Here is a 23,897-nt window from a genome sequence, read left to right as displayed (position 1 = left end):
TGCGCACGCGAATGCGCAGGGATTTGATACAGATGTGGTACATCTTAAGCGAACAGGTCCGTGCGTCCGGTGATCTTGCGCACCAGGTCGCGGTAGTCCTGCGAACCGTGGGAGCCCGGAGCGTATTCGAAAATGGTCTTTCCATACGCCGGGGATTCCGAAAGTCGGACGTTGTAGCGGATGGGCGTGCAGACGTATTCCCCGTACAGGTCCTTGAGCTTGTCCAGAATGGCGTCCGGATTCTTGATGCGCTTGTCCAAAAAGGTCGGCAGGATGTAGTTCAGGGTTACTTCGGATCGGTATTTCTGGATAGACGAGAGACTTTTTAAAAACTCAACCAGTCCTTGAAGTGTCATGACTTCCAGAGAGACGGGAGTAATCAGCTCGTACACATAGAAAAGCACGTTGACGGTCAGCGGATCCCACCCCGGAGAGGTGTCCACTATGACGAAATCAAAATCCTTTTCAATGGGCTCAAGGGCCTCGACCAGTGTCAGCTCTCCGCCGAAATCCTTGCGGTCGATCATGCGCTTCACGCCAGCCAGCGATCTTCCTCCGGCCAGCAGCCACAGATTCTCCCGGGCCTGGACAATGGTTTCGGCTGCAGGCAGCTCGCCCGTGACCAGCTCCGTCAGCCCGACCTGAGGTTTTTGCCCCAGCAGGTAGGATGCCTGGCCCTGTGTGTCCGTATCGACCAGCAGAACCTTGTAGCCAGCCAGTGCCAGCCCCGCGGCCAAATTGACGGAGGTGGTGGTTTTGCCCACCCCGCCCTTGCTCAGGGTCACACCAATCCGACGAGTCGCGGGTTTTGGCGCTTCCACTTCAGGGGCCGGTTCAAAAAGCGAAAATCGATGGCCGCAGGCCCTGCATTGCGCAACGGTAGCGCCTGCAGGTATCTTTGATTCATCGATGTTGTGCTCTTTTTTGCACTGCGGACAGATCACCTTCATTGACAGCCTCCTGCCGTTACTTCATTTTTTTTTCGAGGATTTTTTTAATGATGGGGCTATCAACGCCCTTTTCCTCGATTTCCCTGAGCAAAGTATTGACCGCGTAATTGACCAGATTGGATTTGGACGCCCTGCCCTTGGCGCCGTCAGGCAGCAACCGCTTCAGGATCACCTTGGCCTGGGTCAACCCATCGAACACGTCTTCGCGCAGATAATGGGTCGTCTTCTTTCTGCTTGCCCCGGCCTTCGATTTCAAGGGCAGGACTTTCTTCGCGGGTGCCGGGCGAGGAGCTTTCGGCGCCAGGCATGCGTGAATCAGGGAATCGAGTTCTTCGAGGCCGGGCACGGCCGCAAGATTTCTGTCTTCCCGAAAAAGTTCACCGAGAATGTCGTGCTGTTCGCTTGTGCTCATCTGAATTTTCCGCTTCAGGAAGGTTTGCTGACGCTTGAAAGGACAGAACTCTTGATTTCGGAAACGACCCGTGTCATCCAGTCTATATATCCTGAATCATGGGTATTTATTATTTCCATGCCACAAATGAGGGTATCCCCCTCGTAAGGCGAAATATGTACGATGCGGACGTCGACATGAAACGACCGGTCCGGAAAGACGATCTGCACCCCTTCCAGGATGCTGCCGATCACAAAGGCGTCGGAACTCGTTACCGAAAGGCCGATTCCGTACATGGAAAGGTCTTTTACGGAGTGTTTGAGCCCATTATGACTCATGGTCACCAGCCCGTGAGGAACCGGCACGCGAAAAGATTTGCGCACGACCTTTTTTCCTTCGTTATCGCAGGCAATGAGCAGGCTTGAATCTTCCCCTGTCTGGTTCACTTTCGCGCCCTGATCGCCTTGTTCTACCTTGCTGTTCATGCAACACCTCCAAAGACCGTGGCTGGAAATTTATCCATGACCCGCTGCCGCACCGAAATATTTCGTAAGGGCAACGATAGGCAATGCTGTATTATTGCCCTTGATTTTATTGAAAATCAATCCCTCGACGCAAACGTAAAAAAACAGGACAAGTCTAATTCGGCGGTCGAGAATCCGCAGTCATTCCGGAGGAACATGTACAGACTCAAAATTATAACTGTCGGTAAGATAAAGAAAAATTACTATCTTGAGGCAATAGCTCACTACGCAAAAATGCTAAAGCCAGTCCTGCGCATCGATGTCCATAATGTCAAGGATTGCCCGCAAGCCGAAGGGGCAGAGAGAAAACGTCTGGAATCCTTGCGCATCCTGGAAAAAATCGGCCCCAAGGACACCCTCGTGGCCCTGCACGAGACGGGAAAATTGTTCACCTCGCCGGACTTCGCCTCTTTTTTGCGCCCGCTGCTGGAAAATCCGGCCGGAGAGTGTTGCTTCGTCATCGGCGGAGCCCTTGGGCTTTCGCCGGAACTGCTGTCCAGGTCGCAGGTCCAGCTCAGCCTGAGTACCCTGACCATGCCCCACGAGTTGGCCCAGGTCGTGCTTTACGAACAGCTCTTCCGGGCCACAACCATCATGCAGAACAGGACGTATCATTATTGACGGAGCCTGAGGTTGGCGGATGGAGGTTTGAATCAGGCTGTTTTTCCTGGCTGATCAAACCATCTCCCTGAAACCGATCCCCTGCTCCGCCAGCCCTCGGCATAATTCTCCGAACGCCACGTCCAGAAGCTGAACCCGCTCCCCTGCTTCGCCGCCAGTGACGGTCAGGGTGATGTCCAGCTCCGGGGTCATGCCCACGGTCGAAGCCAGGGATTTGATATAGACCCGTGGATGCCTTGGGACCACGTGCCCAAGGACCGGTTCCAGCATGGATTCGTCATTGCAGAGCACGCGCAGGGTCTTGCCGTGGGAGCCCCCGTCGCCGAAGGTTTGCTGCATGAATTCCTGCAGGGAGGACTCGATAATGCGCTTCAGTTCCGAGGGCACGCCAGGCAGCGAGATGATGGAAGTCCGCCCCTTTTGCACCAGCACGCCGGGAGCGGTCCCTCCCGGATTGAAGAGCGGCAAGCCCCCCTTGGGCAGCCAGGCCATTTTTTCGCGGCCCGGGTTGAGTCCGCCCTGGGCCATTATGCCAAGGGCATGAAACCTGTCGTACTGCTCCCTGACCATGCGCAAGGCTTCGGGGTGCAGTTCCAGCGGCAGTTCAAGACCCTGTGCCACGGCGGCCAGGGTCAGATCGTCGGCCGTGGGGCCGAGGCCCCCGGAAGTGAAGATGACGTCCGCCCCCCGTTCAAGAGCGCGCCTGACCTCTGCGGCGATCTCGTCCACCTCGTCGCGCAGCATGGTTCCGCGCGCCACATGCCCTCCCCTGGAATTGATCAGCCTGCAAAGCCAGCTCGTGTTGGTATCCTGGATGTCGCCGATGAGAATCTCGTTCCCGATGACCAGAATCTCCACAATGGCCGAATATGTCATGCTTTTCCCCTGTGCCAAAATTTTATCGCGTGTTTCACCGCCTTTGCTCACATACTCTCTTGGACATGCCCCCGACAACAAAAAAGGGAGCATCCGAAGACGCTCCCCCATATGTTGCCGTATCCAGGAGGTTATTTGACCTTTCCGGCCTTCCAGGCCTGGATCAGCTGGTCGTAGTCGACCGTTTCGCCCTGGGGCTTTTCGTTCTCGAGCTTGGGCTTGGGAGCGCCGGGCTGGTCGAGCCAGTACTGCTCGTCACGGGGCTCGTTCATCTTAGGACCGCAATCGCCCTGGACGTTGGCGCGCTCAAGGCGTTCCAGAATCTTGTCCTGTTCGGCGGCCAGGTTGTCCATGGCGGTTTCAGGGGTGACTTCGCCGGAGACGGCTTCACCGATGTTCTGCCACCACAGCTGGGCGAGCTTGGGGTAATCGGGCACGTTGGTGCCGGTGGGCGTCCAGGCCACGCGGGCCGGGCTGCGGTAGAATTCAACCAGACCGCCGAGCATGGGCGCGCGATCGGTGAAGGACTGGTGGCGGATGTCGGAGTCACGAACCGGGTTCAGGCCAACATGAGCCTTCTTGAGCGAGGTGCTCTTGGCCACGCAGAACTGGGCAAAGAGCCAAGCGGCCTTGCGGCGGTCAACAGGGGTGCTCTTCAGCAGGGTCCAGGAACCGCAGTCCTGATAACCGAGCTTCTGGCCTTCTTCCCAGTATGGACCGTGAGGTGAAGGAGCCATGCGCCATTTCGGGGTGCCGTCGTCGTTGACCACGGGAGTGCCCTTTTCGACCATGGAGGCAGTGAAGGCGGTGTACCAGAAGATCTGCTGGGCCACGTTGCCTTTGGCCAGACTTGGCAGGGACTGATAGAAGTCCATGCCGAGAGCGCCGGGAGGTGCGTAGAGACGCAGCCAGTCCATGTACTTGCGCAGGGCGTACTTGGCGGCCGGGCCGTTGGCGGCGCCGCCACGGGAGACGCTGGCGCCGACGGGACGGCAACCGTCCACGCGGATGCCCCATTCATCGACGGGCACGCCGTTGGGGATGCCCTTGTCACCGGCGCCGGCCATGCTCAGCCATGCATCGGTAAAACGCCAGCCAAGATCGGGAGCCTTCTTGCCGTAGTCCATGTGGCCGTAAATGGCCTTGCCGTCGATTTCCTTGACGTCATTTGTGAAGAACTCGGCGATGTCTTCGTAGGCGGACCAGTTGACCGGAACGCCCAGTTCATAGCCGTATTTGGCCTTGAACTTTTCTTTGAGCTCGGGTTTCTGGAACCAGTCGTAACGGAACCAGTACAGGTTCGCGAACTGCTGGTCGGGCAACTGATAGAGCTTGCCGTCGGGACCGGTGGTGAAGGATTTGCCCATGAAGTCATCGATGTCGAGGGTCGGCAGGGTCACGTCCTTGCCTTCGCCAGCCATCCAGTCCGTAAGGTTGACCACTGCACCGTAGCGGAAGTGGGTGCCGATGAGATCCGAGTCGTTGACATAGCCGTCGAAGACGTTCTCGCCGGACTGCATCTGAACCTGCAGCTTCTCGATGACGTCACCTTCCTGGATCAGGTCATGGGTGACCTTGATGCCGGTAATGTCAAAAAAAGCCTTGGCCATGACCTTGGACTCATACTCATGAGTGGGAATCGTTTCGGAGACGACCTTGATCTCCATGCCCTTGAACGGGGCGCCGGCCTTGATGAACCATTCCATTTCCTTCATCTGCTCGTCCTTGCTGAGCGTCGAAGGCTGAAACTCTTCTTCGATCCATTTTTTCGCCGCCGCCTTCTGGGCTGCCTCGTCGGCAAAGCCAAGGGTGGTGACGCCCAGGAATGCCACGATGAGCATTCCGGTTAAGAGAACACGTCGAACTTGCATACGGACCTCCATTTGCGGTTATTCCAACAAACCCCAAAACGCCGTTTCCGCCTCGCTCCCTGCACCGCGCGGTGTCCTGATCTCAACCCCAGCGCATGACGGTGACAAGAAAAAGAACGGATATCATGGTAGCGATCCAGACAGCCAGATCCGTCAGGCCAAGCCAGGCCAGATGGATGTATGCGCTGCCCAGAAGGCTTATGAACAGACGGTCTCCACGGGTGGTGACGATGGGCAGGAATCCCCGGCGGGCAATGCTCGGAGAGATGATCTGCCAGATGGTCATGCAGATGAGCATGAGCACGATGAACGTGAAAAAACCTGCCGTGACAGGCGTCCAGGCCATCCAGGCGATATTCATGGCAGCCCTCCTAAACCCGGCCCAGGGCGAAGCCCTTGGCCAGATGGTTGCGTACAAACCAGATGACCAGTGCGCCCGGCACGATGGTCAGGATGCCGGCCGCGGCCAGCAGGCCCCAGTCAAGGCCTGAGGCGCTGACCGTGCGGGTCATGGTCGCGGCGATGGGTTTGGCCACGGTGGTGGTCAGGGTGCGGGCCAGAAGCAGCTCGACCCAGCTGAACATGAAGCAGAAAAACGCCGTGACGCCGATGCCCGCCCGGATGAGCGGGATGAAGACGGCCAGGAAAAAGCGCGGGAAGCTGTACCCGTCGATGAAGGCCGTCTCGTCGATCTCGCGCGGCACCCCGGACATGAAGCCTTCCAGGATCCAGACCGCCAGCGGTACGTTGAACAGACAGTGCGCCAGGGCCACTGCGATGTGCGTGTCGATGAGATTGAAGGTCGAATAGAGCTGAAAGAATGGCAGCAGGAAAACGGCCGGTGGCGCCATGCGGTTGGTCAGCAGCCAGAAGAAGACGTGCTTGTCGCCGATGAAGCGGAAGCGCGAGAAGGCATAGGCTGCAGGCAGCGCCGTGACCAACGAGATGACCGTGTTGATGCTGACGTAGATCATTGTGTTGATATAGCCCGAATACCAGGACGGATCCGAGAAGATCTTGGCATAATTGTCCAGGGTCATGGAACTCGGGAAGAGTTCGAACGAGCGCATGATGTCCGCGTTGGTGCGCAGGGACATGTTCAGCATCCAATATATGGGAAGCAGCAGCAGGACGAGATAGAAAACCAGGATGAAATGACGTTTTCTCATGACTTGTCCCCCGTGCCCACGGCCTGCAGAGCCTGATAGAAAAGCCAGCAGAACAGCAGGACGATGAGGAAGTAGATGATGGAGAAGGCCGCGGCGGGCCCAAGGTCCATGGCCGTAGAGAGCTTGACCAGATAGATGGACAGGAAGGTCGTGGCGTTGCCGGGGCCTCCTCCGGTCAGCACGAAGGGCTCGGCATAGATGAGGAAGCTGTCCATGAATCTGAGCAGCACCGCGATGGTCAGCACTCCGCGCATCTTCGGGAGCTGGATGTAGCGGAACACGGCCCAGCGGCTGGCTCCGTCGATCTTGGCGGCCTGATAGTAGGCGTCGGGGATGGAGCGCAGGCCCGCGTAGGCCAGCAGGACCACCAGCGGCGTCCAGTGCCAGACCTCCATGAGCATGACCGTGATCCAGGCATGCAGGGGGTTGGCGGTATGATCGAAACCCAGGCCCAGGCTGTTGATGGCCGCTCCGAAGAGGCCGATGTCGGGCCGGGTGAAAATGATCCAGATGGTTCCGATGACGTTCCAGGGGATGAGCAGCGGCAAGGCCAGGAGCACCAGACAGGCCGAAGCGGTCCAGCCCTTGTGGGGCATGGTCAGGGCGATGGCGATGCCGAGCGGAATCTCGATCAGGAGCACCAGGCCGGAAAAGATGAGCTGCTTCACGAGCGCATCATGCAGGCGGGAATTGGTCAGCATCTCGCGAAACCATTCCGTGCCGACAAAAATGCTTTGCCCCGGGCCCAGGATGTCCTGGACCGAGTAGTTGACCACGGTCATAAGCGGGATGATGGCGCTGAAGGCCACGATGACAAAGACGGGCAGGATAAGAAACCAGGCCCTGTTGTTCTCCCATTTTTCCACGCCCACCTCCTACTTGACCAGAAACTGGTCGCGAAAAAGCTTGGTCCGCCGAGGCGGAAAGAAAACCCAGCAGCTGTCGGCCGGGATGGGACGTCCCTCGGGCACCCTGACCTTGAGTTTGGCCGAACCCGATTCCACAGTCACGATGCGGCTGCTGCCTTCGAACTCGACGGAGACGATGCGTCCGGCCACGGCTCCGTCACGTGGTTCGTCCGAGAGCTCAAGGTACAGCGGACGGATGCCAATCTTGAATTCGCCCTGCCCTGCCCTCGCGGCCACGGCCGGATCAAGTGGAATGCTGCCGCAATCGAGCACGGCCTGGTTCCCGTCCACCTTACACGGCAGGAGGTTCATGCCCGGGCTGCCGATGAAATACCCGACAAAGGTGTGCGCCGGGTCTTCGAAGAGTTCATCCGGCGAACCTATCTGCAGCAGCGCGCCGTCGTACATGATGACGATCTTGTCGGCGAAGGTCATGGCCTCGGTCTGATCGTGGGTCACGTAGATGAGGGTCAGGCCGAACTGCTGGTGGATTTCCTTCAACTTGCGGCGCAACTGCCATTTGAGGTGCGGGTCGATGACGGTCAGTGGCTCGTCAAAAAGAATGGCGGCCACGTCCTTGCGCACCAGCCCCCGGCCCAGCGAAATCTTCTGTTTGGCGTCCGCGGCCAGGCCGCTGGCGCGCTTGTTGAGATAGGGACTCAGGTCCAGGATTTCCGCGATCTCATGCACCCGCGAGCGCACCTCGCCCTCCTCCACCTTGCGGTTGCGCAGCGGGAAGGCCAGATTGTCGAAAACCGTCATGGTGTCGTAGAGCACCGGGAACTGAAAAACCTGCGCAATGTTGCGTTTTTCCGGCGGCAGCTTGGTTACATCCTGGCCGTCGAAGAGCACGCGGCCCTGACTTGGGGTCAGAAGGCCCGAGATGATGTTGAGCATGGTGGTCTTGCCGCAGCCACTGGACCCCAGAAGCGCGTAGGCGCCGCCGTCTTCCCAGACCGTGTGCACTTTCTTGAGTGCGAAATCGTCATCGCTTGCGGGTTTGGACCGGTAGCTGTGGGCGATGTTCTCAAGTTCGATTTTGGCCATGAAAAATCCTTTAGTTGGCGCTTTGGACGCAAGTGGCGGGACATGCCGGTGCCTTGACCAGACGGTCGTCCTCACCGAACACGTAGACATCGCAAGGACGCACGAAGACCGAAATCTCCTGCCCGACCTTGTAGGATCTCACCCCCTGCTCCTGCAGGACCAGAGACCTGTTGCGGTAGTGAAAATGCACGAAGGTTTCGGAGCCGTTGATTTCGGCCAGTTCGACAACGGTACGGATCTCCACATCTTCACTGGTCTTGCGATTCAGGTTGAAGTGATGCGAACGGATGCCGAACTTGTAGACGCCCGGTGGCAGGCCGCACAGATGGCCGGTCAGGGGCAGATCGATGCCGATGCGCAGATGCGCCTTGTGCTCATCGACCTCGGCGGTGATGAAATTAATGGGCGGATCGCTGAAGACTTCGGCGACCTGCGTCGTGGCCGGGTGATGGTACACGTCGGCCGTGGGGCCGGTCTGCAGCACCCTGCCCTCGTGCATGATGATGATGTTGCCGCCGAGCATGAGGGCCTCGGTGGGTTCGGTAGTGGTGTAGACCACGATGGACTCGCGCTCGCCGAAGATCTGTTGCAGCTCGTCGCGCAGTTCCTCGCGCAGCTTGTAGTCCAGATTGACCAGGGGTTCATCGAGGAGCAGAAGCTGGGCCTCCTTGACCAGGGCCCGGGCAATGGCCGTGCGCTGCTGCTGACCGCCGGAAAGCTCGGCCGGCAGTCGCGAAAGCAGTGGGTCCAGATGCAACATCCGGGCTGTCTCCATGACCCGCCGCTCGATCTCGGCCTTGGGCGTCCCCGCGATGCGCAGGGGCGAGGCGATGTTTTCGAAGATCGTCTGGGATGGATAGTTGATGAACTGCTGATAGACCATGGCAATGCTGCGACGGCGCACGGACACGCCGGTCACGTCCTTGCCGTCGGCCAGGACCTTGCCTTTGGACGGGCGGTCAAGCCCGGCCATGATGCGCAGGAGTGAGGTCTTGCCGGCCTGGGTGCGGCCCAGCAGCACATAGCGCTGGCCAGTTTCGAAATTGAGCGAAATGTCTTTGAGGTGCATTTCGCCGTCCACAATTCTGTCAATGGAATCAAGCTGAAGCCCCATGCGGCTCCTCCGTGGCAGGATATGAAGTCCGGTTTCTGGATGAGGGCCGGATCGTGTTCAAGAGCCCATAACAGACGAATTTTTTTTTCTCAACTGAAAAAGAAAATTGGTCAGCCAACCTATTTTGTTCGTAAACGTTCAGTTTTCCGGCCCTTCATCGACGTGCAGTTTCACGTTCCCGCGTTTCATCTGATCGAGAACGCTTGCCGGCGGCGTCTTGTCCGTGAACAGGACGTCGATTTCCTCGATGTTGCCCAGGCGCACCATGGCGTTGCGCCCGAACTTGGTGTGGTCGGTGACCAGGAAAACCTGCCTGGAATTATCCATGATGGCTCTGGCGGCGCGCACTTCCCGGTAGTCGAAGTCGAGCAGAGTGCCGTCCATGTCGATGCCGCTGATGCCGATGATGCCGAAATCGACCTTGAACTGGCGGATGAAATCTATGGCCGCCTCACCGACGATGCCCCCGTCGTGATGACGGATCAGGCCGCCGGCCACGATGATCTCCACCTCCGGGTTTCCGGTCAGGATGGAGGCGACATTGAGGCTGTTGGTGATGACCCGCAGATTCTTGTGTCCGCCCAGGGCCCTGGCCACCTCTTCGGTGGTGGTGCCGATGTTGATGAAAAGCGAAGATTTGTTGGGGATGGCCTGGGCCACCATTTGCCCGATGACTCTTTTTTCGGACAGGCAGAGCACCTTGCGGTCCAGATAGTCCAGGTTTTCCGTGCTCAGGCATGGCCCCGCCCCCCCGTGATAGCGTTGCAGGAGACCCTTGGCGTTCAGGGTGTTGATGTCCCGGCGTACGGATTGGGGAGTGATGCCGAAATGATCGGCCAGGGACTGGATGGTGGCGAATCCCGTCTCCCGGACCATGCGGATCATTTCGGCATGGCGTTGACGGACCGTGACGTGCCTGGCTCCCGTGTCCTGACCGTCGGCTTTGCCGGCAGGAGCGTCATGCATAAATTCTCCTTTCGTTTTCGAAAAAAAAACTACGTGAAGTGTCGTTTTAAGAAAAAAAATCTGGCAGAATGCAACGGCTCATGCTAGAAAATCTCCCCAGAAGGCGGCATGCTCCGCGAAAGCTGTTAACATGGCTTGTTTCTCATTGCCAGCATGATTTCACCCGTCTCGGGCTGCAAGGCGATCGTGCGCACGGAACATATTGTTCTTTCGTTCCTTTTCGGTTTTCTTGATTTTGCAAGGACATTCATGACCATTCTCACAACCCGGGTTCTCATCATCGGCGCCGGTGTCACTGGCGCGGGATTGCTGCGTGATCTGGCCCTGCGCGGCGTGCAGGCTCTTCTGATCGAACAGCACGACGTCAATTCCGGTGCGTCCGGCGGAAACCACGGACTGCTGCACAGCGGCGCGCGCTATGTGGCTTCCGATGTCGAGGCCGCAGTGGAATGCAGGGAGGAAGGCGACATCCTGCGTCGGCTTGCGCCGCAATGCATCGAGGACACGGGCGGACTTTTCGTGGCCGTGCGCGGAGACAACGAGCGCTATGCCTCCGATTTTCCGGCTCTCTGCGCCAAAAGCGGCATTCCCTGCCAGGGCCTTGAGCTGCGTACCGCCCGTGTCATGGAGCCCGCCCTGTCGGAGAATCTCATCGCCGCCTTCGCGGTGCAGGACGGCGCGGTGGATCCGTTCATGCTCTCCCTCGACAACATCTCCCAGGCCTTGAGTCTGGGCTGCACCATGCGCCGCAATCTCGCCGCCGTCTCCATGGAAGTGACGGACAACCGTGTCACCCTGGTGCGATGCCGGGACATAACCACCGGCGGCGAAGTCCTGATCGAGGCCGAACTGGTGATCAACGCCTCGGGGGCCTGGGCCGGACGGATCGCGGCCCTGGCCGGTGCGCACATCAACATCCTCTATTCCATGGGCAGCCTCATCATCACCCAGGACCGCATCGCCACCCGGGTCATCAACCGGCTGCGCCCCCCTTCCGACGCGGACATCCTCGTGCCCGGCGGGACCGTGTCCATCCTCGGCACCACCTCCATCCGCGTGCCCACGCCCGATGGATGCAGGCCAAGCGTGGCGGAAACGGACCGCATCATCGACGACGCCCGCGCCATGCTGCCCATCCTGGACCGCACCCGCTACATCCGGGCCTACGCCGGGGTGCGGCCGCTTGTCTCCATGGGTCCGGCCGGTGATGACCGTGCGGTCAGCCGGGGCTTCTCGCTCATCGACCATGCAGGCGAGGGCGTTGAAAATTTCATGACCATCACTGGCGGCAAGCTCACCACGTATCGGCTCATGGCCGAAAAAGCGGCGGATCTGGCCTGTGCGAAACTAGGGGTTTTTGCGCGTTGCCGGACCCGCACGGAACCATTGCCGCCTTCCAGCATGGGCAAATGGACCGAGCCCGGGCGGGGTCCAAAGAGCTGGGTGGAGAGCCGCGCCGAAGACGACATCGTATTGTGCGAATGCGAGATGATCTCGCGCAGCGTCATCGATGCCATCGTGGACGAGGCCAAGGACATGCGCGGCCGCTCCATGCTCAAGGCCATCGGCATGCGCAGCCGGGTCGGCAAGGGTCCGTGCCAGGGCGGTTTTTGCGGACCGCGCATAACCGGCCATCTTTATGACCGCGAAATCTCCACCGGAACCCAGGGGCTGGCGGAGCTCAAGACCTTCACCGAGCGCCGCTGGAGAGGTTTTTCACCGATACTCTGGGGCGTGCCACTCATGCAGGCCGACCTGCAGGAGGCCCTGCATTGCGGGGCCATGGACCTGGAGTTCGGACCCGCCCCTTCGACCAGGGACGAGGATAGCGAAAAATGCCCTGCCCCGGCCTTCAAGGAACAGTCATGAAAACGTATGATGTCATGGTCATCGGCTCGGGTTTTGCCGGGATGGCCGCAGCGCTTTTCGCCGCCAGACGAGGACTGTCCGTGGCCCAGACAGGAGCCACGGGCGGCATTGACTTCAGTACCGGGTTCATCGATCTTTTGGCCGTGCATCCCACCGAAGAGCAAAAAGTCTGGGAGGATCCCTTTGCCGCACTGGCCGCACTGCGCCGTGATCTTCCGGACCACCCGTACTGCCGGGTGAGCGACGCGGAGATTTGCCGGGCACTGGAGGACTTCACCACTTTTCTTGGCGAACACGGGCTTTGCTATCGGGGCCGCGCCGGGAAGAACACCCTGACCCTGACCGCCGCCGGAACCATGAAGCCAACCTATCTGCTGCCCTGCACGGCCTGGAACGGGGTCGAGGCCTGGGAAATGAAGGCGCCCACGCTGATTGTCGATTTTCACGGGCTCAAAGGCCTGAGCGCAAAGCAGATCGCACAGGTGCGGAAAGATTCCTGGCCGGCTCTCAACGTGACGCGGGTAAAATTTCCCGGCATGAGCGGTGAACTCTATCCCGAACACATGGCCTGGAGCATGGCCGACCCGGCACGCCGGTCGGAGCTGGCCCAGACCGTCGCACCGCTCATTGCGGACGCGCAATACATAGGCTTTCCGGCCATTCTTGGCATGACCGACACCGTTGCCGTGCTGCGGCACATGGAAGAGCTGCTTGGCAGACCGGTCTTTGAAATCCCCACCCTGCCTCCTTCCATCGCCGGTCCCCGGCTGCGCGCCGCCTGCGATCGTGGCCTTCCGGCCCTCGGAGTGCGCACATATACGCAGAAAATGATCACGAAAGCTGCATGTTCCGACGAAGGATTTCATTTTACCGCCGGAAGCGGTTCGACGTCCGTTGAACTTTTCGCACACAACGCGATTCTTGCCAGTGGGCGTTTCTTCGGTAAAGGCTTGAGGGCGGACCGTCACCGCATTCATGAGTCGGTCTTCGATCTGCCCGTCTGCCAGCCAGACAACCGGAGCCTGTGGCATCGCCCCGAGTTTTTCGACCCGAAAGGACACGAGATCAATCAGGCCGGAATAGAGACTGATCAAAACTTGCGGCCATTGGATGCGCAGGGCCGGGTCTTTCATCCCCGCCTGCATGCCGCAGGAGCGATCCTGGCCCATCAGGACTGGATGCGCATGAAGTGCGGAGCCGGTTTGGCCATCGCCACCGCCTACAAGGCGGTATCCTCCTTGTAATTTCCAGCCACGGGAGCCTGCATGGACTTTTTTTCCATCGGTCTCGCCCTTGCCCTTGCCTGCGCCCTCATGGGCGCTCTTCGGCGGATGCGGGGATGGTTCAGACACGGGGCCGCCATGGGACGGCCGGAGCAAGGCAAGCCGCGCCCTGGCATGCTTGGCGTGCTCCGTGGCGGAATGGCAGACCTTGTCCTTTTGCGCCGCACCCTGCGCCAGAGTCCCTTGCGCTGGACCGGTCACATGCTCCTGATCCTTGGCTTTGTGCCTCTCATCGTTCTGCATGCCATGGACGGGGTCGTGACCCGTCCCCTCTTTTCCGGGTACGAGCCAACCCTCGATCCCTGGCAATTCCTGCGCAATCTTTTCGGCCTGATCTCCGTACTCGGCTTGACGATTTTGCTCCTGAATCGCTGCACAAAGCTCAAAAAATTCAGCAACCTGCAGGATTGGGCCCTTCTCGCCGTGGTCCTTGGCGTGCTCCTCTCCGGCTTTTTTCTGGAATCGTTCAAGATCATGTCCGCCGGGGATTTCAAACGCATGGCGGACGATTATTTTGTCGAGGCCGAGCCCGAGGAACTGATCTCCCTCAAGGCCTATTGGGCCAGGGAAAACGGGGTGCGCTTCAGCCAGTTTCTTCCGTCGGCCCCGGAATTGCTTGAACTTGGCGCCCAGCTTCACGAGGACCGCTGTGCCGGTTGCCATTCCCCCACGTCATCGGCCTTCGTTTCGCGCTCCATGACCGCGCTGGTGCCCGCCTCCCTGCATATTGCCGATCAGGGACGCGACTTGTTCTGGTATGTGCATGTCGGCCTGGCCTTTCTGGGCCTTGGCCTTCTGCCCTGGGGCAAATTCTTTCATCCGGCCGCGACCGGCATCAATCTGCTCATGCGCGCCGGATCACGGGACAGCGAAGCAGGCACGCCGCCACGCCCTCTTGCCCGGGGACTGGCCCTGGACGCCTGCACCCGCTGCGGGCAATGCAGCCTGCACTGCAGCGTGGCTCCCGCGCACAGGGTGCTTGGCAATCCGGACATCCTGCCCATGGACAAGCTGGCCGATCTGTGCAGTCATCTGGACGACAGGCTCTCGCCGATCCGTACCGCCACGCTGGTTGAAGGAAGCCACATCTGCACCGAATGCCTGCGCTGCACGCAGGTCTGCTCCGCCGGCATCGATCTTCAGGATCTGTGGATTGCCTCGAAAAAGGCTCTGACAGAGGCCGGCCGAGCCGGAGTGGACGGAGAGATGCGCAAGCGCACTGCCGGAGAATGGGCCAAGGAGCTGGCCTCAAGGGATCTGGGCAGGGTCGGCGGCACGGGGGCAGGCCTTGCTGATCGGGCCGAATCATTCTGGGGTTGCGTACAGTGCACAACCTGCACGGGCGTCTGTCCCGTGGTTGCGGTCAGCGAAGACCCCTCCAGGGATCTGGACCTCGCTCCGCAGCAGATCATGAACCTCCTGCGCATGGGCCTAAAAGCCCAGACTCTTGGCGCCCGCATGGTCTGGAGCTGCACCACCTGCTACAAATGCCAGGAGCACTGCCCCCAGGGCGTCCCCGTAGCCGACATCCTGTACGAACTGCGGCAACTGGGCGCGGAAACCCTGCGCAAAAAAGAGGGCCGGACATGAAATACGCCTACTTTCCGGGCTGTAAGATCGCCCATCATCTGCCGATGCATGGCCAGAGCGTTGAGGCCGTCTGTGCCCGCCTTGGAATTGAGCTGGTCAAACCCGAGTTCAACTGCTGCGGCTATCCCGTGCGCCACGAGAGCCGGGACGCTTCGGTCTATTCCGCCCTGCGCAACCTGGCCCTGGCGCAAAGTCTCGGCCTTGAGCTCATGACGCCCTGCAAATGCTGCTTTGGCAATCTTCAGCACGCACGGCATCAGGTCGACAATGATGAAAAGTTAAAGTGTCGCATGAAGGATTTGCTACGTGAAGACGGGCTCGATTTTCCCGGAAAGGTCCGGGTCCGGCATTTTCTGCAGGTTCTCGATGACTATCCCGGCGGCGTGACGAGCGCCGTGAGCCGCCCGCTCACAGGTCTGAAAGTCGCCTGCCATTACGGCTGCCATGCCCTGCGCCCCGAAAATATCACCCATTTCGACGATCCTCTGGCACCGACTATCTTCGAACGTCTGGTTGCCGCCACCGGCGCCTCTCCCCTACCCTGGGATCTGCGCCTTGAGTGCTGCGGCTATCCACTTCGCGGCCGTGACGAGACCATCGCGGATCTGCTTGTGGCGAAAAAAATGGCCGACGCGAAATCAGCCGGCGCGGACTTGCTGGCCACGGCCTGCACCTATTGCCAGCTGCAGTTCGGGAACGAGAACCGGAAAAGCCCCCAGACCATCCCGGCCGTCCTCTATTCCCGGATTCTGGGCCTGGCCCTGGGGCTTGACCCGGACGAGCTTGGCATCAAACCCGGCGACCTGCTGGCCCGCTTCGTGGTTTGAGAACACATGAAAATTCTGTAGGACGAACGAAACACCAGAGCAGGAGGAGAGCACATGGCCCGCTACGTAGGCGCAGTCGATCAGGGAACCACCAGCAGCCGCTTCATCATCTTTGACGAACGCGGCCGTATCGTCGGCATGGACCAGAAGGAGCACGAGCAGATCTATCCGAAGCCCGGCTGGGTCGAACACGATCCCATGGAGATCTGGAACAACACCCAGGACGTCATCCGGGGGGCCTTGGCAAAATCCGGGATCAAGGGCTCGGAGCTATCGTCCATCGGCATCACCAACCAGCGCGAGACCACGGTGGTCTGGGACCGCTTCACCGGCAAACCCTACTACAACGCCATCGTCTGGCAGTGCACCCGTACCCACGAAATCTGCAAGCAGCTCATCGCCGACGGCGGCCAGGACCGTTTCAGGGCCGTGACCGGGCTGCCGGTTGCGACCTATTTTTCAGGCCCCAAGATGCGCTGGATCCTGGACAACGTACCCGAGGCCCGTGCCGCCGCAGGCAAAGGCAACGCCCTCTTCGGCACCATCGAGACCTGGATCATCTGGTGGCTGACCGGCGGTCCCAAGGGAGGCGCGCACGTGACCGACGTGACCAACGCCAGCCGGACCATGCTCATGGATCTCAAAACCCTGGCCTGGGACGAGGAAATCCTCAGGATCATGGACATCCCGCTGCAGGGTCTGCCGCGCATCGTGCCGTCATCGGACAGCGACACCTGGGGCCCCACCAGCGAGGACGGTCCCATCGGCGCGCGCGTGCCGGTCTGCGGAGCCGTCGGCGACCAGCAGGCCGCCCTGGTGGGCCAGACCTGTTTTGCCCCCGGCGAAGCCAAGAACACCTACGGCACGGGCTGCTTTCTGCTCATGCACACGGGCCACGAGCCCATCCAGTCCAAGCATGGGCTCATCACCACCCTGGCCTACCAGTTCAGCGGCCGCAAGCCATCCTACTGTCTGGAAGGGTCCATCGCCATTGCCGGGGCGCTGGTGCAGTGGCTGCGCGACAACCTGCAGATGTTCTCTTCGGCACCGGAGATAGAGACCCTGGCCAGACAGGTCGAAGACACGGGCGGCATGTACATTGTCCCGGCCTTCTCCGGCCTCTACGCCCCCTACTGGCGACCCGACGCACGCGGCGTCATGGTCGGCCTGACCCGTTACATCAACCGCAACCACTTCGCCCGTGCCGTGCTCGAGGCCACCGCCTACCAGGCCAAGGACATCGTCCTGGCCATGAACAAGGACTCCGGCGTGGAGTTGAAAACGCTCAAGGCCGACGGCGGCATGGTCTACAACGAACTGCTCATGCAGTTCCAGGCCGACATCCTGAACGTTCCGGTCATCCGCCCCAAAGTGGCCGAGACCACCTGTCTTGGTGCGGCCTACGCGGCGGGAATCGCCTCGGGCTTCTGGTCCGGACGCGAGGAACTCTATAACAACTGGGAAGAGGACAAACGCTGGATCCCGGACATGGCTGAAGAAAAGCGCGCAGAACTCTTTGCGGGATGGCAAAAGGCCGTGACCAGGACCTTCGACTGGGTGGACTAGGATTTTGTGGGATCTGTGTGGGGGGCGTTGGGAATGGCGCACGGGTGCGCGTGGGTGGCGCGTGGGGAGGGCAAAATGTTTTTTGCCCCTACGCGATCAACTCTTGCATTCCTTGCAGGCGGTGACGATGAAGCGTTTCTGCAGCACCAAGCCAGTATCCGTCCTGAAGAAAAGCTTGCGGCCGCCGTTGCCGCCGACGCTGGAGGCGCTGACGGTCACGCCCTCCTCGGCCAGGACTTCCATGGCGACCTTGACGTTGCGGTTTCCGGCGGAGGTGTCGCAGTGCTGATGCAGCGGCGAGGCCCCGCCAAAAATCTTGCATTCGAGGCTTTTTGCTGAAATTCCCGATTTGGCGAATTCCCGGAGCAGACTCCAGATGGATGAATCGACGTAGCGATACTGATCCCCGGTTGCCCTGCTCCCTGAAAAATCTTCGATGCGCGGCAACAACGCGTGAAAAATTCCGCCCCAGCGATATTTTGCGCAGTACATTGTCACGGAAACGCACGAACCGAGCACCGTCTGTACCAAAGTCGGGCTGCTGTAGATCCCTCCCTGACCCACCAAAAGGTAGTCATGAGGAAGTTCCCGGCAATCTTCGAGGCCGTTGATGGCCTGTTCCGGGATGATCATCCTGTTTTTTGCGATTCTTTGCATTGCCGACTTGTAAACCTTGGGTGTAAGTTGAAACATCATCCACGTTCTAGGTAAAAGTAACCTTTCTCCATGCAGATGTCATCAGAAGAAAACACTTTTCGCTCAGGCCTGCGGCTGGAATTGCCTTATCTTGTCGATGCATTGGGCAAGGACCACGGCTTTCTGCACGACGCCCGGCAGTTTGAATTCCTGGCGGAAATCGTGGCCGATCATCATCGCCACGGGTCATCTCCGCTTTGCTCGTTCCTCGTGGCCGGATGTGATCGCGGGCTCGACGCCTACAGCTTGTGCATCACCCTGCTGGAAGAGGCCAAGGAGCACTCCGGGCTCGAATTCTCCATTCTGGCCACGGACTTCCTGCCCGCCAACCTGGACCAGGCCAAACGCGGCGTGTATCCTTCAGCCAGCGTCCGCAGCGTCCCGCCCGTTATGGCCAGGCGCTATTTCCTGCGCAGTCGCGATTCCGGCAAGGATCTGGTGCGCCTGAAGCCCGGGGTGCGCGAAATGGTCAATTTCAGGTGTCAGGACATTTTCGAATCCTTCTCCCTGCGCGAGCCGATGGATGTCATCGTCTGCCGTCAGGTGCTGCATCATTTTCATCCTGCCCTGGCGCTGGCCCTGGCCGGACGGCTGCGGCAATATCTGACCCCGGGAGGCATTCTGGTCCTGGGGGCGCGCATGCCGCGCATGCCGGGTTTTCGTCATCTGGATCATGCACTCTATCAAGCAGTCTAGGCACTGCGCTTTCATTTCCTGATTTACTCTCTGATCTTAACGGTATATAGATAAAAAATCCCGTTATTGTGTGTAAATCAGGAGTCCGCATGCATGAAAGATAAAATACGCATCCTCATTGTGGATGATTCGGCTCTGGTCCGCCAGACCCTCACTTCCATCTACGCTTCGGATCCGGAGATAGAGGTCATCGGCGCGGCGGGAGACCCTTTCGCGGCGGCCGAAATCATGCGCGACCATACGCCGGACGTCCTGTCCCTGGATGTGGAGATGCCGCGCATGGACGGGATCACGTTCCTCAAGAAGATCATGACCCAGCATCCCATCCCGACCATCATCTGCTCCACCCTGACCGAAAAAAACGCCGAAACAACCATGAAAGCCCTGGAATACGGGGCCGTATCCATCATTCAGAAGCCCAAGGTGGGTACAAAGCAGTTCATGGAGGAATCACGGATCATGCTCTGCGACGAGGTCAAGGCCGCAGCCAAGGCCAAGGTGCAGAAATACGTGCCCCGGACCCTGAAGATCAGCCAGAAACTGACGGCCGACGCCATGCTGCCCAAAGCCGCGTCCAACGCGATGATCCAGACCACGGAGAAGGTTGTCGTGGTCGGTGCCTCGACAGGCGGAACCGAGGCCCTGTTGACCCTGCTGCAGTCCATGCCGGTGGATTGCCCTGGCATCGTCATCGTCCAGCACATGCCCGAGAAATTCACGGCAGCCTTTGCCCAGCGCCTGAACTCCCTGTGCGACATCGTGGTCAAGGAAGCCACCGACAACGATACCGTGCTGCGCGGCCAGGCCCTCATCGCTCCGGGCAATCTGCATATGCTGCTCAAACGCAGCGGCGCCAGATACTACGTACAGGTCAAGGAGGGGCCGCTGGTCTCGCGGCACCGCCCCTCAGTGGACGTCCTTTTCCGTTCGGCCGCAAGGTATGCGGGCAAGAACGCCGTGGGAGTGATCATGACGGGCATGGGCGACGACGGCGCCAAGGCCATGCTCGAAATGCATCAGGCCGGAGCCGTAACCGTGGCTCAGGACGAGCATTCCTGTGTCGTCTTCGGCATGCCCGGCGAGGCCATCAAGCTGGGCGGGGTGGACAAGATAGTGCCACTGACCCAGATTGCCCCCCTGGTTTTGCAGTTGTGCCGATCCTGAACACCGGACCGGCACAAACGTATCAGACCAGACCCAGTTTACGCAGTTCCTCGATAATCTTGCGCCGTTCGATGGGTTTGACCAGATAGGCCGACGCCCCGCCCTGGAAAAAGGACTGGGTCACGTTCTTCACGTCGTCCAGCGCGCTGGTCATGATGACTCTCACCTCTTTTTGGGGCGTCACGCCGCGTTCCTTCTCCTTGTCCCTGATGATCTTCAGGGCCTCATGCCCACTCATGTTCGGCATCATGATATCCAGAAACATGACGTCGTAAGGCTGCTCCACCGCCCAGGCCAAGTCGAAAGCCTTGACGGCCTCGACTCCATCCACAGCGACATCGCACTCTCCGTATTCGAGCAGTAACTGGTGCATCACCTTGCGGCCGACAAAATCATCTTCCACTATCAGTATTCGCATTCAAACCTCTCCGTATTCTGCTGTATATCCATCGGGGTCGGCTTATTCAGCACGAGTGCATCCGGCTGAAAAGAACCGAAGTCAAGGTCAACTATCTCTAATCCGTGTCTCACTCCGTCCGCCATGCCCCCCTGCGCGGCAGGGAGATGACTCTGGCTATCTCCAGGTTGATTTTGCAAAGGTCAAAAGGCTTGCTCAAATAACCATCCATCTCGGCTGCCATGAATTTCTCCTGATCTCCGGCCATGGCATGAGCGGTCAGGGCGATGATGGGGATGTCCGACACGTGCGCGAAGGACGCGGCGTGCCGGATGGCCCGGGTAGTCTGGATTCCGTCGAGAACAGGCATCTGGATGTCCATCAGCACCAGATCGAACTCCTTGATCATGAGCACTTCAAGCGCTTCCTGACCGTCACGGGCAGTTGTGACCGCATACCCCGCCTTTTCAAGAAGCTTCTGACCGCAAAGCAGATTGACCGCGTCGTCCTCGACCATGAGCAGCCTGAGACCGGGAACCCCCTCGCACTTTCCGCACCGGGCGCGTTCCACTCCGGAGCGTCTGGGCGGCAGCTCGAACGGCAGGGAAACGTAAACAGCCGTGCCCTGGCCGGAGGCTGAATCCAGGCACAGGCTCCCGCCCATGCGCTGTACGAGCTTGCGCACTATGGTCAGCCCCAGCCCCACTCCCTGATGCTTCCTGGTGTAGGAGCCGTCGCTCTGGATGAAGGGTTCGAAGATATCCTTCTGGGTTTGCTGCGACATGCCGAGCCCCGTGTCGCTGACCGAAAAAAGCAGACGAAGAGGAGCTTTGGCCGTGAACGGCAGGACCGAGACTTCTACGCAGACGCGGCCCTGGTCGGTGAACTTCAGAGAGTTGCCGACCAGATTGAAAAGCACCTGGACCAGCCTCGCCTCGTCACCCAGGACCTGGCTAGGCAGGCAGGGGTCGCCCCTGAACTCGTAGGCAACGCCTTTTTCCTTAACCGCCTGCCCGAACAATTCCGTGAGTGCCTTGTCGACATCCTTGATGTCGAAGGCATGCTTGCGGAAAACCATTTTGTCGGCCTCGATTTTCGAAATGTCGAGGATGTCGCTCAACAGCCGGGTCAGACGCTTGGACGATTTGATGGCCGTGTGCAGACAATGGCTCTGCGTCTCGTCCAGTTTGCTGCTCTGCATGAGCTGCAGCATGCCGAGGATGCCGTTCAGGGGCGTGCGGATTTCATGGCTCATGTTGGCCAGGAATTCGGACTTGAGCTTGTTGGCGGCCTCAGCCTCGTCCTTGGCCCGGCGCAGGGAATCCTCGATTTTCTTCAGATGGGTAAGGTCGTTCAGGATAGCGTAATAGCCGCCTACGATCCCATGGTCCGAATAATACGGGATGAGGTAGACATCGACAAAGCGTTCACCCACGACCGGATACGTCAGGGTGGCTCCGTAATGCACGGTCTTGCCCTGGAAAACCTGATCAATATGCCCCCGTGTCGCCTCAAAGGCCTTTTCGCCGATGACTTCCGGGACGGTACGGCCGATGAATTTTTTGTCCGAAAAAAAGCTGGCGTACGCTGCATTGACGAAGCGATAGCAAAGATCCTTGTCGATATAGGAGACCAGCTGCGGCAGGATGTCCACGATTTTCTTGAAGTTGATGTCGCGCTTGCGCAATTCCTCTTCCGCATGGCGGCGCTGGGTGATGTCCTCCTTGATGGCCACATAGTGGGTGATCCGGCCTTCGGAGTCGAGGATGGGCGCGATGAGGGCGGATTCCCAGTAGAGGCTGCCGTCCTTGTGGCGCGGAATTCGCCCCGCCACTGCTGTCCGGATTCGATCGTGCTCCAGAGTTCCTGGTACTCTTCGCGTGATTTGTAGCCCGAACCGAGAATGCGGGGATTTTGCCCCCGGACTTCATCAAAGGAATATCCCGAAAGCTCCGTGAATTTGGGATTGACGTATTCGATGCTTCCTTGCGTATCGGTCATGACGATGCAGGCCGGGCTCTGCTCGACCATCTGCATCAGCGAGTGCATCCGCTCCTCGGTCTGCACGCGTTCGGAAATGTCCCGCACAATGCCCCATGCGTACTTGACGACGCCATGGTCGTCGTGGACCACGAAATCACGCAACTCCACCGGAAACACATGTCCGTCCCTGTGGATGTACTCCTTCCGGTAAACCCCGGTGTCACCGGACTTGAACAGCCTCGTCCATATCTGGTCCTTCTGCCAGTCATGCCATTTTTCAGGGGTGATGGCATAGAAATCGCCAAGGGCGCGCAGCTCCGGAAGCGAATAGCCCGTCATGTCGCAGTAGGCCTTGTTGGCGTCCAGAAAGCGGCCATCCGGGTCGGTCAGAATGTACCCGTCACGGCTCAGTTCGAAAAGCGCCCGGAAATGCTTCTCGCTCTGGCGCAACTGCCGTTCGGCCTCCTTGCGTCCGCTGATGTCCCGACTGAAGGCCAGTACGCAGGAGCGTCCGTCGATACTGGCTCCGGCCGTGGTCACCTCCACGTCGAAGGTCGAGCGGTCTTTTCTGCGATGCCTGGACTCGAAAACCGAATTGATTTGCGAAAAATCGGGATAAAGCTCTTTCACGATCGCTTCGGTCATGTTCGCTTCAAAGTCCCAAGTGTGCAAATCCAGCACCTCAGCCTGTGAATAGCCGAGCATGTCCGCAAAGCGTTTGTTGGCTTCGATGACGCGATGATTCTGGTCAATGATGACTATTGCGTCCAGACTTCGGTCCATGAGCATCCTGCGCATGTCGTCCATCTTCTGCCTTTCCCTCTTTTCCTCCAGAAGCATGGTCTGCTGGTAGGCTTTTTCGGACAGGGAGTTGGCGATGACAAAGAGGGCCTCGGCCACACGGCGGAATTGCCCTTCTTCCATGAAGGGCACCTGTTCCATGGCCTCGCGGTATTCCTGGGGGGCGACCCCGATGGTCCGCGCATAGCCGAGCATTGCGTCCTCGTCATCCAGGCTGGAGCGCACCTGCCCGATGAGCCAGTTGGCGACATGTCGTCCACCCACGGTGATGCTCACGCCCGCGTCCCACAATCCGCCGCTCATGCAGCGACTTATGTTCGGGCCATCCGGATTGTATCTTCCAAGGAAGGCGTCGGAGCGCATGCAGTTTTCAAGTCCCGTCCGGGAAGCACGGATGACCTCGCTGCATAGCCGCGTAAAATTGGTCGGCCGGGTCAGGGGACGACCATCGGGAGCGGTTATGAGGGCTGCCACGCCAGTGGCCAGGGCAAAATTGTCCTGAATCTTCTGGACTTCCTGCAGGTCGAAGAAGTCCTCGAAACGCAGCTCCGCGTTATTTTTCAGGCTCATTGTTCTGGTCATGGGTGG

At 59.4% G+C, this 23,897-nt stretch carries 23 protein-coding genes; 8 read left to right on the top strand and 15 right to left on the bottom strand.

Annotation, left to right across the window (positions count from 1 at the left end; translation table 11 throughout):
- Positions 1-44: 44 nt before the first annotated feature.
- The 3 genes from CVU60_16240 to CVU60_16230 are packed head-to-tail and all read right to left on the bottom strand — an operon-like array spanning position 45 to position 1,826.
- Positions 45-950, bottom strand: coding sequence for a chromosome partitioning protein ParA (locus CVU60_16240; protein PKN40383.1), 906 nt, complete (start codon positions 948-950; stop codon positions 45-47).
- A gap of 16 nt (positions 951-966) precedes the next feature.
- On the bottom strand, positions 967-1,362 hold the full coding sequence (locus CVU60_16235) for a hypothetical protein (GenBank protein PKN40382.1): 396 nt from the start codon (positions 1,360-1,362) through the stop codon (positions 967-969).
- Positions 1,363-1,376: 14 nt separating this feature from the next.
- Positions 1,377-1,826 (bottom strand): hypothetical protein, encoded by a 450-nt coding sequence (locus tag CVU60_16230; protein ID PKN40381.1) that lies wholly within the window; start codon positions 1,824-1,826, stop codon positions 1,377-1,379.
- Between the two features lie 36 nt (positions 1,827-1,862).
- Here CVU60_16230 and CVU60_16225 point away from each other — a divergent pair, with 36 nt between their 5' ends.
- Positions 1,863-2,486 carry a hypothetical protein gene (locus CVU60_16225; protein PKN40380.1) on the top strand — a complete coding sequence of 208 codons (624 nt, stop codon included), beginning with the start codon at positions 1,863-1,865 and terminating at the stop codon, positions 2,484-2,486.
- A gap of 54 nt (positions 2,487-2,540) precedes the next feature.
- On the opposite strand, the gene CVU60_16220 is transcribed toward CVU60_16225, so the two are convergent.
- The 8 genes from CVU60_16220 to CVU60_16185 form a co-directional block, all read right to left on the bottom strand.
- Positions 2,541-3,362 carry a competence/damage-inducible protein A gene (locus tag CVU60_16220; GenBank protein PKN40379.1) on the bottom strand — a complete coding sequence of 274 codons (822 nt, stop codon included), beginning with the start codon at positions 3,360-3,362 and terminating at the stop codon, positions 2,541-2,543.
- Between the two features lie 131 nt (positions 3,363-3,493).
- On the bottom strand, positions 3,494-5,233 hold the full coding sequence (locus CVU60_16215; protein PKN40378.1) for an ABC transporter substrate-binding protein: 1,740 nt from the start codon (positions 5,231-5,233) through the stop codon (positions 3,494-3,496).
- An 82-nt stretch (positions 5,234-5,315) separates the two neighbouring features.
- Positions 5,316-5,594: a hypothetical protein gene (locus CVU60_16210; GenBank protein ID PKN40377.1), complete on the bottom strand. Its 279-nt coding sequence runs from the start codon at positions 5,592-5,594 to the stop codon at positions 5,316-5,318.
- 10 nt (positions 5,595-5,604) lie between these two features.
- A complete protein-coding gene (locus CVU60_16205) occupies positions 5,605-6,402 on the bottom strand; it encodes a carbohydrate ABC transporter permease (protein ID PKN40376.1) in 798 nt (265 codons plus the stop codon).
- A complete protein-coding gene (locus tag CVU60_16200) occupies positions 6,399-7,268 on the bottom strand; it encodes an ABC transporter permease (protein PKN40375.1) in 870 nt (289 codons plus the stop codon). The genes CVU60_16205 and CVU60_16200 overlap by 4 nt, the downstream gene beginning before the upstream one ends.
- Positions 7,269-7,277: 9 nt before the next feature.
- On the bottom strand, positions 7,278-8,357 hold the full coding sequence (locus CVU60_16195; GenBank protein PKN40374.1) for an ABC transporter ATP-binding protein: 1,080 nt from the start codon (positions 8,355-8,357) through the stop codon (positions 7,278-7,280).
- Positions 8,358-8,367: 10 nt separating this feature from the next.
- Positions 8,368-9,471, bottom strand: coding sequence for an ABC transporter (locus tag CVU60_16190; GenBank protein PKN40373.1), 1,104 nt, complete (start codon positions 9,469-9,471; stop codon positions 8,368-8,370).
- A 138-nt stretch (positions 9,472-9,609) separates the two neighbouring features.
- On the bottom strand, positions 9,610-10,437 hold the full coding sequence (locus CVU60_16185) for a DeoR family transcriptional regulator (GenBank protein PKN40372.1): 828 nt from the start codon (positions 10,435-10,437) through the stop codon (positions 9,610-9,612).
- A 249-nt stretch (positions 10,438-10,686) separates the two neighbouring features.
- Here CVU60_16185 and CVU60_16180 point away from each other — a divergent pair, with 249 nt between their 5' ends.
- From CVU60_16180 to glpK, 5 genes are read left to right on the top strand one after another with little or no spacing between them, the layout of a single operon-like run.
- Positions 10,687-12,306 (top strand): anaerobic glycerol-3-phosphate dehydrogenase subunit A, encoded by a 1,620-nt coding sequence (locus tag CVU60_16180; protein ID PKN40418.1) that lies wholly within the window; start codon positions 10,687-10,689, stop codon positions 12,304-12,306.
- Positions 12,303-13,550, top strand: a complete 1,248-nt coding sequence (gene glpB, locus CVU60_16175; GenBank protein PKN40371.1) for an anaerobic glycerol-3-phosphate dehydrogenase subunit B — start codon at positions 12,303-12,305, stop codon at positions 13,548-13,550. The genes CVU60_16180 and glpB overlap by 4 nt, the downstream gene beginning before the upstream one ends.
- A 21-nt stretch (positions 13,551-13,571) precedes the next feature.
- On the top strand, positions 13,572-15,179 hold the full coding sequence (locus CVU60_16170) for a hypothetical protein (protein PKN40370.1): 1,608 nt from the start codon (positions 13,572-13,574) through the stop codon (positions 15,177-15,179).
- Positions 15,176-16,006: a CoB--CoM heterodisulfide reductase gene (locus CVU60_16165; protein ID PKN40369.1), complete on the top strand. Its 831-nt coding sequence runs from the start codon at positions 15,176-15,178 to the stop codon at positions 16,004-16,006. Before CVU60_16170 ends, CVU60_16165 begins: the two co-directional genes overlap by 4 nt.
- 54 nt (positions 16,007-16,060) lie before the next feature.
- Entirely contained in the window at positions 16,061-17,572 is a 1,512-nt protein-coding gene (gene glpK / locus CVU60_16160) for a glycerol kinase (GenBank protein ID PKN40368.1), read from the top strand.
- Positions 17,573-17,668: 96 nt separating this feature from the next.
- Here glpK and CVU60_16155 read toward each other — a convergent pair whose 3' ends face one another.
- Positions 17,669-18,205 carry a chemotaxis protein CheD gene (locus CVU60_16155; GenBank protein PKN40417.1) on the bottom strand — a complete coding sequence of 179 codons (537 nt, stop codon included), beginning with the start codon at positions 18,203-18,205 and terminating at the stop codon, positions 17,669-17,671.
- Between the two features lie 93 nt (positions 18,206-18,298).
- Between CVU60_16155 and CVU60_16150 the strand changes: the two genes are divergently transcribed.
- The gene (locus tag CVU60_16150) at positions 18,299-18,964 is read left to right on the top strand and encodes a hypothetical protein (protein PKN40367.1); all 666 of its coding nucleotides are present in this window, start codon (positions 18,299-18,301) and stop codon (positions 18,962-18,964) included.
- Positions 18,965-19,057: 93 nt separating this feature from the next.
- On the top strand, positions 19,058-20,128 hold the full coding sequence (locus tag CVU60_16145; protein ID PKN40366.1) for a chemotaxis response regulator protein-glutamate methylesterase: 1,071 nt from the start codon (positions 19,058-19,060) through the stop codon (positions 20,126-20,128).
- 22 nt (positions 20,129-20,150) lie between these two features.
- Here the strand turns inward: CVU60_16145 and CVU60_16140 are convergent, their stop codons facing one another.
- The 3 genes from CVU60_16140 to CVU60_16130 form a co-directional block, all read right to left on the bottom strand.
- Positions 20,151-20,546: a response regulator gene (locus CVU60_16140; GenBank protein PKN40365.1), complete on the bottom strand. Its 396-nt coding sequence runs from the start codon at positions 20,544-20,546 to the stop codon at positions 20,151-20,153.
- Between the two features lie 109 nt (positions 20,547-20,655).
- Positions 20,656-22,359: a hybrid sensor histidine kinase/response regulator gene (locus CVU60_16135; GenBank protein PKN40364.1), complete on the bottom strand. Its 1,704-nt coding sequence runs from the start codon at positions 22,357-22,359 to the stop codon at positions 20,656-20,658.
- Entirely contained in the window at positions 21,972-23,891 is a 1,920-nt protein-coding gene (locus tag CVU60_16130) for a hypothetical protein (protein PKN40363.1), read from the bottom strand. The genes CVU60_16135 and CVU60_16130 overlap by 388 nt, the downstream gene beginning before the upstream one ends.
- Positions 23,892-23,897: the final 6 nt, after the last annotated feature.

It is taken from the genome of Deltaproteobacteria bacterium HGW-Deltaproteobacteria-18 (assembly GCA_002841885.1).
Taxonomy (GTDB): domain Bacteria; phylum Desulfobacterota; class Desulfovibrionia; order Desulfovibrionales; family Desulfomicrobiaceae; genus Desulfomicrobium.
Note: the sequence above shows the minus strand (reverse complement) of the source record. Positions and strands in the feature narration are given on the sequence as shown.

What these genes read in the sequence shown, in the direction of transcription:
- CVU60_16240 (PKN40383.1), bottom strand. Translation starts at nt 950, where the DNA reads ATGAAGGTGATCTGTCCGCAGTGCAAAAAAGAGCACAACATCGATGAA.
- CVU60_16235 (PKN40382.1), bottom strand. Translation starts at nt 1,362, where the DNA reads ATGAGCACAAGCGAACAGCACGACATTCTCGGTGAACTTTTTCGGGAA.
- CVU60_16230 (PKN40381.1), bottom strand. Translation starts at nt 1,826, where the DNA reads ATGAACAGCAAGGTAGAACAAGGCGATCAGGGCGCGAAAGTGAACCAG.
- CVU60_16225 (PKN40380.1), top strand. Translation starts at nt 1,863, where the DNA reads ATGACCCGCTGCCGCACCGAAATATTTCGTAAGGGCAACGATAGGCAA.
- CVU60_16220 (PKN40379.1), bottom strand. Translation starts at nt 3,362, where the DNA reads ATGACATATTCGGCCATTGTGGAGATTCTGGTCATCGGGAACGAGATT.
- CVU60_16215 (PKN40378.1), bottom strand. Translation starts at nt 5,233, where the DNA reads ATGCAAGTTCGACGTGTTCTCTTAACCGGAATGCTCATCGTGGCATTC.
- CVU60_16210 (PKN40377.1), bottom strand. Translation starts at nt 5,594, where the DNA reads ATGAATATCGCCTGGATGGCCTGGACGCCTGTCACGGCAGGTTTTTTC.
- CVU60_16205 (PKN40376.1), bottom strand. Translation starts at nt 6,402, where the DNA reads ATGAGAAAACGTCATTTCATCCTGGTTTTCTATCTCGTCCTGCTGCTG.
- CVU60_16195 (PKN40374.1), bottom strand. Translation starts at nt 8,357, where the DNA reads ATGGCCAAAATCGAACTTGAGAACATCGCCCACAGCTACCGGTCCAAA.
- CVU60_16190 (PKN40373.1), bottom strand. Translation starts at nt 9,471, where the DNA reads ATGGGGCTTCAGCTTGATTCCATTGACAGAATTGTGGACGGCGAAATG.
- CVU60_16185 (PKN40372.1), bottom strand. Translation starts at nt 10,437, where the DNA reads ATGCATGACGCTCCTGCCGGCAAAGCCGACGGTCAGGACACGGGAGCC.
- CVU60_16180 (PKN40418.1), top strand. Translation starts at nt 10,687, where the DNA reads ATGACCATTCTCACAACCCGGGTTCTCATCATCGGCGCCGGTGTCACT.
- glpB (PKN40371.1), top strand. Translation starts at nt 12,303, where the DNA reads ATGAAAACGTATGATGTCATGGTCATCGGCTCGGGTTTTGCCGGGATG.
- CVU60_16170 (PKN40370.1), top strand. Translation starts at nt 13,572, where the DNA reads ATGGACTTTTTTTCCATCGGTCTCGCCCTTGCCCTTGCCTGCGCCCTC.
- CVU60_16165 (PKN40369.1), top strand. Translation starts at nt 15,176, where the DNA reads ATGAAATACGCCTACTTTCCGGGCTGTAAGATCGCCCATCATCTGCCG.
- glpK (PKN40368.1), top strand. Translation starts at nt 16,061, where the DNA reads ATGGCCCGCTACGTAGGCGCAGTCGATCAGGGAACCACCAGCAGCCGC.
- CVU60_16155 (PKN40417.1), bottom strand. Translation starts at nt 18,205, where the DNA reads ATGATCATCCCGGAACAGGCCATCAACGGCCTCGAAGATTGCCGGGAA.
- CVU60_16150 (PKN40367.1), top strand. Translation starts at nt 18,299, where the DNA reads ATGCAGATGTCATCAGAAGAAAACACTTTTCGCTCAGGCCTGCGGCTG.
- CVU60_16145 (PKN40366.1), top strand. Translation starts at nt 19,058, where the DNA reads ATGAAAGATAAAATACGCATCCTCATTGTGGATGATTCGGCTCTGGTC.
- CVU60_16140 (PKN40365.1), bottom strand. Translation starts at nt 20,546, where the DNA reads ATGCGAATACTGATAGTGGAAGATGATTTTGTCGGCCGCAAGGTGATG.
- CVU60_16130 (PKN40363.1), bottom strand. Translation starts at nt 23,891, where the DNA reads ATGACCAGAACAATGAGCCTGAAAAATAACGCGGAGCTGCGTTTCGAG.